This is a genomic window from Staphylococcus sp. HMSC077D08 (assembly GCF_001837945.1).
GTDB lineage: Bacteria > Bacillota > Bacilli > Staphylococcales > Staphylococcaceae > Staphylococcus > Staphylococcus epidermidis.
In genome coordinates, this window is record NZ_KV834757.1 from 98,358 (window position 1) to 105,225 (window position 6,868).

The window sequence follows — 6,868 nt, forward strand, 5'->3', positions numbered from 1 at the left end:
AAGTGGGGGATTATCATGGGCGAATTTAAAGGATTTATGAAATATGATAAACAGTCGCTATCAGAATTGTCTTTGGTAGACCGTCTTTCGAATCATGAAGCGTTTCAACAACGCTTCACTAAAGAAGATGCTTCGATTCAGGGTGCTCGCTGTATGGATTGTGGAACACCTTTTTGTCAAACTGGTCAATCTTATGGAAGAGAAACAATAGGATGCCCTATTGGTAATTATATACCTGAGTGGAACGACTTAGTCTATCATCAAGATTTTAAAGCTGCTTACGAAAGATTGAGAGAGACGAATAATTTTCCTGAATTTACAGGAAGAGTTTGTCCAGCACCATGTGAGCAATCATGTGTTATGAAAATTAATAGAGAATCCGTGGCGATTAAAGGTATTGAACGTACAATTATTGACGAAGCATATGAGAACAAGTGGGTTCATCCCGCATATCCTGAAGAGCGTAAGGACCAACGAGTTGCTATCGTAGGTAGTGGCCCAGCGGGACTTACAGCAGCTGAAGAATTAAACCTTAAAGGCTATAAAGTTACGGTTTATGAAAAGGCGCATGAACCAGGTGGCTTGCTAATGTATGGCATACCAAATATGAAACTAGATAAAGACGTAATACGTCGACGTGTATCACTTATGAAAGATGCTGGGATTTTATTTAAAACAGGCGTTGAAATTGGCGTCGATGTGAGCCGTGAAACACTTGAAGAAAATTATGATGCTATTATTTTATGCACAGGTGCTCAAAATGCGAGAGATTTGCCATTAGAAGGACGAATGGGCTCTGGTATTCATTTTGCAATGGACTATCTTACTGAACAAACCCAGTATCTAAATGGTGAGATTGAAAGTTTGAGCATTACTGCTAAAGATAAGAATGTAATTATTATTGGTGCTGGTGACACTGGTGCAGACTGTGTAGCGACTGCATTACGTGAAAACTGTAAATCTATTGTCCAATTTAATAAATATACGAAGCAACCTGAAGAGATTACTTTTGAAAGTAATACTTCCTGGCCATTAGCAATGCCTGTTTTCAAAATGGATTATGCGCATAAGGAATATGAAGCTAAATTTGGTCAAGAACCAAGAGCCTATGGTGTACAAACAATGCGCTATGATGTTGACGAGTTAGGAAATGTTAAAGGCTTATATACACAAATATTAAAAGAAACGCCTGATGGCATGGTTATGGAAGATGGACCAGAACGATTTTGGCCGGCTGATTTAGTCTTATTATCTATAGGGTTTGTTGGCACTGAAACCACTGTTCCGCATGCGTTTGATATACACACCGAGCGTAATAAAATTGTAGCTAATGATACAAATTATCAAACCAGTCATGCTAAAATATTTGCTGCAGGAGATGCAAGACGAGGTCAGAGCTTGGTTGTTTGGGCAATAAAAGAAGGTCGTGAAGTAGCACAGTCTGTTGATCAATACTTAAGTAAAAAAGTTCTAGTGTAAACTCAAGAATAATTATATTGACTTTTAATTAAAGTCATTATATTATTGTTATTGTGTTAATTGGAGGAATACCCAAGTCCGGCTGAAGGGATCGGTCTTGAAAACCGACAGGGCCTTAACGGGCCGCGGGGGTTCGAATCCCTCTTCCTCCGCCATTAGAATTTAAATTCCAAGACTAATAGATACCAAAGGCAAGTGCTTATGTTAATAAGTATTTGCCTTTTTATGTTGTAGTTGTGATTTTTATATATGAATAAATTTTCAATGTAACTCATTGTGCAGAAAATTTAAATGCTTTTGGAAATAAAGAATTAATGATCGTAGGAGAAACGTCTTCAAAGACAATTAATCATTGAAAAGGATTCGAAATTAGATATAAGTTATTCAAGTAAGTCTATTACTTTTGAAACTTTTTTATCTTTTGACTACGAAATTTTTGGTAATTATTTTACACCTTTTACAGCTACTGTCAGAAGTACTGTTTTTTTTAAAGATACCACATATTTTTAATATATTATTTCAAAATATTTAGCCACAGAATTTAAGTTCGCAGAATTTTTAAGACGACGATAATTACATTTTAATGAGTTTCAAAAATCGTCGTGTTTTTTTAAAGCGAAGAAGATTAAATTTTTACGCTTGCAAAGAGAGGCAGAATTATAGTAATATAGTTCTTACCGTGCTAGGTGGGGAGGTAGCGGTTCCCTGTACTCGAAATCCGCTTTATGCGAGACTTAATTCCTTTGTTGAGGGCGTATTTTTGTGAAGTCTGCCCGAAGCACGTAGTGTTTGAAGATTTCGGTCCTATGCAATATGAACCCATGAACCATGTCAGGTCCTGACGGAAGCAGCATTAAGTGGATCCTCATATGTGCCGTAGGGTAGCCGAGATTTAGCTGTCGACTTCGGTAACGTTTATGATATGCGTTCGATACAAAGGTGCATGGTTTTTTACTTTAGATTTAAGCAAATTTTTATATAGATAATAAAGGTCTAGGTTATGAAACTTAGATATATAGTCCGATGTGAAGTTATTTAAATTTCATTCAGGGCTATTTTTTTATTTACAATTAAACTTAATATAATAGCTATTGATTTCAATCTTAAAGTTGGAGTAGTTATTATTGAAGCGTTATAGTTATTTATCTAAATATTAATTTCAATGTTTGATGTTAAGTGTGATGTTTTACTTCAAGTCATTTTTATTAAATGGATTAATAACGAATAATTTGTTAAAGTTATATCGTTGTAAAATAAAAACCTAGTTAATTAAAAAAATTACGTCGAAATATAGAATGGCTTATTATAATGGAGGATACATGCATATTTATTTAAGTACTTTAACAGAGGTCGATTATGAAACGTCACTAAATAGTATAGAAAATAATTATAATCTAAATCCAGAATCCAGTTGGCAAGATCGAGCGCGCGTTAAAAATCTAAGAAAACTTGAAAGCTACAATTATGAATTAGAAGTTATAGCTAAGAATGAATTGAATGAAGTTATAGGTCACGTTGTGTTAGCAGAGGTTAAGTTGTCGTCTAAAAACAAAAAAGCGATAGCGTTAGCCATTGGTGCACTGTCAGTAGATAAATCTATTCGAAACCAAGGATTAGGTCAAGCGCTGTTAAAAGCTGTAGAAGAACGTGCTAAAGAACAAGGATATTGTGCTATTTTTGTAAATAATCATCCTCAGTACTTTGAGAAATCTGATTATGAAGCAGCTCATTTATATAATATACATATAGAAGAAAAACGAAATGATCAAACATTATTAGTAAAATTTCTAAAACCGGTTCAAAATGAATGGTCTGGAATGACAGTGTATTATCCGGAAGTACTGGATTGATTTTTAATTGAAAAGAAAATATAAGAGCGTGATATAATAATGAGTAATTGTTAATGGAGGTGCTACGGTGGATTACCAAGCTTTGTATCGTATGTATAGACCGCAAAGTTTTGATGATGTGGTTGGACAAACGCATGTAACTAAAACACTGCGTAATGCAATTTCAAAAGGTAAACAATCTCATGCATATATTTTTAGTGGTCCGAGAGGTACGGGTAAAACGAGTATTGCAAAGGTTTTTGCCAAAGCTATTAATTGTCTTAATAGTGACAATGGTGAACCTTGTAATGAATGTGCGATTTGTAAAGGAATCACACAAGGTACGAATAACGATGTAATTGAAATTGATGCTGCAAGTAATAACGGTGTAGATGAAATAAGGAATATTAGAGATAAAGTTAAGTACGCACCTAGTGAATCTAAGTATAAAGTATATATTATTGACGAGGTTCATATGTTAACTACTGGTGCTTTCAATGCTTTGCTTAAAACATTAGAAGAACCACCAGCGCATGCTATATTTATCTTGGCAACAACAGAACCACATAAAATTCCACCCACTATTATTTCGAGAGCGCAACGATTTGACTTTAAAGCAATTAGCAGTGACCAAATTATAGATAGACTTAAGTATGTAGCTAATTCCCAATCTTTGGATTACGACGACGCAGCATTAGAATTTATTGCTAAAGCATCAGAAGGTGGTATGCGAGATGCATTAAGCATTATGGACCAGGCAATAGCGTTCGGAGACGAACGACTTACTTTACAAGATGCTTTAAATGTTACAGGTAGTGTTGATGAAGCGGCGTTAAATGAGTTGTTTAATGACATTGTAAAAAGTGATGTTAAAGCTGCATTTAATAGATATCATCATTTTATTTCAGAAGGTAAAGAAGTCAACAGACTCATTAATGATATGATTTACTTTGTTAGAGATACAATAATGAATAAAACGTCTAACGAATCCGTTCATTTTGAATCACTTATTCATTTCGACTTAGATATGTTATACAAGATGATAGATATCATAAATGATACACTAGTATCCATTAGGTTCAGTGTAAATCAAAGTGTTCATTTTGAAGTGTTACTAGTTAAACTTGCAGAAATGATTAAGACACAGCCTCAAACTGTACAAAATGTAGCAACAGCATCGGTAGCTAATGAACCAGATAATGAAATGTTATTACAACGCTTAGAACAACTTGAAAATGAGCTTAAAACCTTAAAAGAACAAGGAATCAAAGCTAATAAAGTTAATAAACAACCTAAGAAGCCAACACGCACGATTCAACGATCTAAAAATGCGTTTTCTATGCAACAGATAGCGAAAGTATTAGACAAAGCAAACAAAGATGATATCAAATTATTGAAGAACCATTGGCAAGAAGTGATTGATCATGCGAAAAGTAATGATAAAAAGTCTTTAGTTAGTTTACTACTGAATTCAGAACCGGTAGCAGCTAGTGAAGATCATGTGTTAGTTAAATTTGATGAAGAAATTCATTGTGAAATAGTAAATAAAGATGATGAAAAGAGAAATAATATTGAAAGTGTAGTTTGTAATATAGTTAATAAAACTGTCAAAGTAGTAGGAGTGCCGGCTGACCAATGGCTGAGAGTGAGAGCAGAGTACTTACAAAATCGTAACACCAATGAAACACATCAAAGCGAAAAACAAAGCACACAACAGTCTCAACAAATAGATATTGCTCAAAAAGCTAAAGACTTATTTGGTGAGGAAACTGTACATTTAGTTGATGAAGACTGATACATGACAAGCGATATATTGGTATGTATAATATAATAAAAGCTAAATTTTTATAGAAATTGTTTACTATTAAGGAGGAAATGAAATTATGCGCGGTGGCGGAAATATGCAACAAATGATGAAACAAATGCAAAAAATGCAAAAGAAAATGGCTCAAGAACAAGAAAAATTAAAAGAAGAACGTGTTGCTGGAACAGCAGGCGGAGGTATGGTGACTGTTACTGTAACAGGTCATAAAGAAGTTGTAGATGTAGAAATTAAAGAAGAAGCTGTTGATCCAGAAGATGTTGAGATGCTTCAAGATTTAGTATTGGCGGCTACAAATGAAGCGATGAATAAAGCAGATGAGTTAACACAACAACGTTTAGGTAAGCATACTCAAGGCTTAAACATCCCTGGAATGTGATGAAATATGCATTATCCAGAACCTATATCAAAGCTTATCGATAGTTTTATGAAACTGCCAGGCATTGGACCAAAGACGGCTCAACGTCTGGCTTTTCATACTTTAGATATGAAAGAAGACGATGTTGTTAAGTTTGCTAAAGCACTAGTTGATGTTAAAAGAGAACTTACCTATTGTAGTGTTTGTGGACATATTACAGAAAATGATCCTTGTTATATATGTGAAGATAAACAGCGAGATCGTTCTGTCATATGTGTAGTTGAGGATGACAAGGATGTCATAGCAATGGAAAAAATGCGTGAATATAAAGGTTTATATCACGTGCTTCATGGTTCGATTTCACCAATGGATGGTATTGGGCCTGAAGACATCAATATACCTGCATTAGTTGAACGCCTCAAAAACGATGAGGTGAAAGAACTTATATTAGCTATGAATCCTAACCTAGAAGGTGAGTCTACTGCAATGTATATATCTAGGCTGGTTAAGCCAATTGGGATTAAAGTCACAAGACTGGCACAAGGTTTATCTGTAGGCGGCGATTTAGAATATGCTGATGAAGTGACTTTATCTAAAGCAATTGCAGGTAGAACGGAAATGTAATAATATTTACCACTTAAAAGTCTGGGATATAAGTCAATATTCTAGGCTTTCTTTATATTTAAATAGAAGAAGATTAAATACACTTATATATGAAGCTCTTTAACATAGAGAATTTCACTGAGAAATTCACCAGGCAGAGCAAGTTGGGGTTCGGGGCCCCAACACAAAGAATTTCACTGAGAAATTCACCAGACAGAGCAAGTTGGGGTTCGTTAATGGATTGAAATAACGAATATGATAAGATTTTTGTTTAGCTTTTTAGAATTTAGACTTATTGAGTTTATGGAGAGACTTTTATAATTACATTTATTATTAATGAGGATAAGAATCAACCCTTCATTCCTCAAGGAAGATGTAAGGTGTTTGGAATAAAAAAATAATGATTATAGAAAAATAGTAAAAATATTTTAAAATGAACAACAAAAATAAAGTTTGTGAATAGGGTTTATATAGGCATTTTAGTTTCATTTTAACCATCATTTTTCTGTATAACACGTTTGTAATTGAATTCTACAAGAAGAAAGTTCGGTTTTTCCTTTGGAGTGATTTTGATTATCTTTTAATAGTGTAATTTTTACTGTTGTTAAAACGGGGATAAGTCTGTATAGTATTTATTTGTTGAGCGAAACAACTTAACTAATCATTAAATAAACGACTAAAATTAATTTCAAAAAGTTGTTGACTTAAACAACTATGAAGAGTATAATTAATTATTGTCGGTAAGAAAATGAACATTGAAAACTGAATGACAATATG

Annotated in this window: 5 protein-coding genes, 1 tRNA gene, 1 other RNA gene and 1 pseudogene; all 8 read left to right on the forward strand. The window is 33.8% G+C overall.

Translation table 11 applies throughout. The features are described from left to right. Nucleotides 1–15 precede the first annotated feature (15 nt). Nucleotides 16–1,479, forward strand: a complete 1,464-nt coding sequence (locus tag HMPREF2663_RS03635; protein WP_002447738.1) for a glutamate synthase subunit beta — start codon at nt 16–18, stop codon at nt 1,477–1,479. A gap of 62 nt (nt 1,480–1,541) precedes the next feature. Next, a tRNA-Ser gene (locus HMPREF2663_RS03640) sits at nt 1,542–1,634 on the forward strand. Between the two features lie 196 nt (nt 1,635–1,830). Further along, nucleotides 1,831–2,052 (forward strand): annotated as a pseudogene (locus tag HMPREF2663_RS13000) (trehalose operon repressor); the annotation flags it as partial. A 104-nt stretch (nt 2,053–2,156) separates the two neighbouring features. Continuing rightward, an RNA gene (gene ffs / locus HMPREF2663_RS03645) (signal recognition particle sRNA large type) lies at nt 2,157–2,426 on the forward strand. Between the two features lie 372 nt (nt 2,427–2,798). Then, nucleotides 2,799–3,329: a GNAT family N-acetyltransferase gene (locus HMPREF2663_RS03650; protein WP_002486833.1), complete on the forward strand. Its 531-nt coding sequence runs from the start codon at nt 2,799–2,801 to the stop codon at nt 3,327–3,329. Nucleotides 3,330–3,396: 67 nt separating this feature from the next. After that, a complete protein-coding gene (gene dnaX, locus HMPREF2663_RS03655; RefSeq protein WP_002447740.1) occupies nt 3,397–5,103 on the forward strand; it encodes a DNA polymerase III subunit gamma/tau in 1,707 nt (568 codons plus the stop codon). An 88-nt stretch (nt 5,104–5,191) separates the two neighbouring features. Beyond that, a complete protein-coding gene (locus HMPREF2663_RS03660) occupies nt 5,192–5,509 on the forward strand; it encodes a YbaB/EbfC family nucleoid-associated protein (protein WP_002447741.1) in 318 nt (105 codons plus the stop codon). A gap of 6 nt (nt 5,510–5,515) precedes the next feature. After that, the gene (gene recR, locus HMPREF2663_RS03665; RefSeq protein ID WP_001829377.1) at nt 5,516–6,112 is read left to right on the forward strand and encodes a recombination mediator RecR; all 597 of its coding nucleotides are present in this window, start codon (nt 5,516–5,518) and stop codon (nt 6,110–6,112) included. Nucleotides 6,113–6,868: the final 756 nt, after the last annotated feature.